Raw genomic sequence first — 214 nt, forward strand, 5'->3', positions numbered from 1 at the left:
ACCGCCTGGCCGCTGTCGGCATCGGTAATGGTTAAGGTGCCGCTGTCAGTCAGAACTGGATCGGTGGCATCTTCAGTGACCGCGCCGACATCGTCACCAGCAATCACAGGCACATCGTTGGTGCCGGTAATGGTGATGGTGACCGTGTGCTCAGTGCCGTCTTGGCTCAACACCACAAAGGTTTCGACCTTAGTTTCGCCTTCAGCCAGATATT

1 protein-coding gene is annotated in these 214 nt (G+C 56.1%); it reads right to left on the reverse strand.

Annotated features, from left to right (window positions below; all coding sequences use genetic code 11):
• Positions 1-214, reverse strand: a 214-nt coding sequence (locus tag MO387_RS21115) for a VCBS domain-containing protein (protein WP_242326533.1), incomplete at both ends; no start/stop codon positions are given.

This window comes from Shewanella sp. N2AIL (assembly GCF_022690845.1).
GTDB lineage: Bacteria > Pseudomonadota > Gammaproteobacteria > Enterobacterales > Shewanellaceae > Shewanella > Shewanella baltica.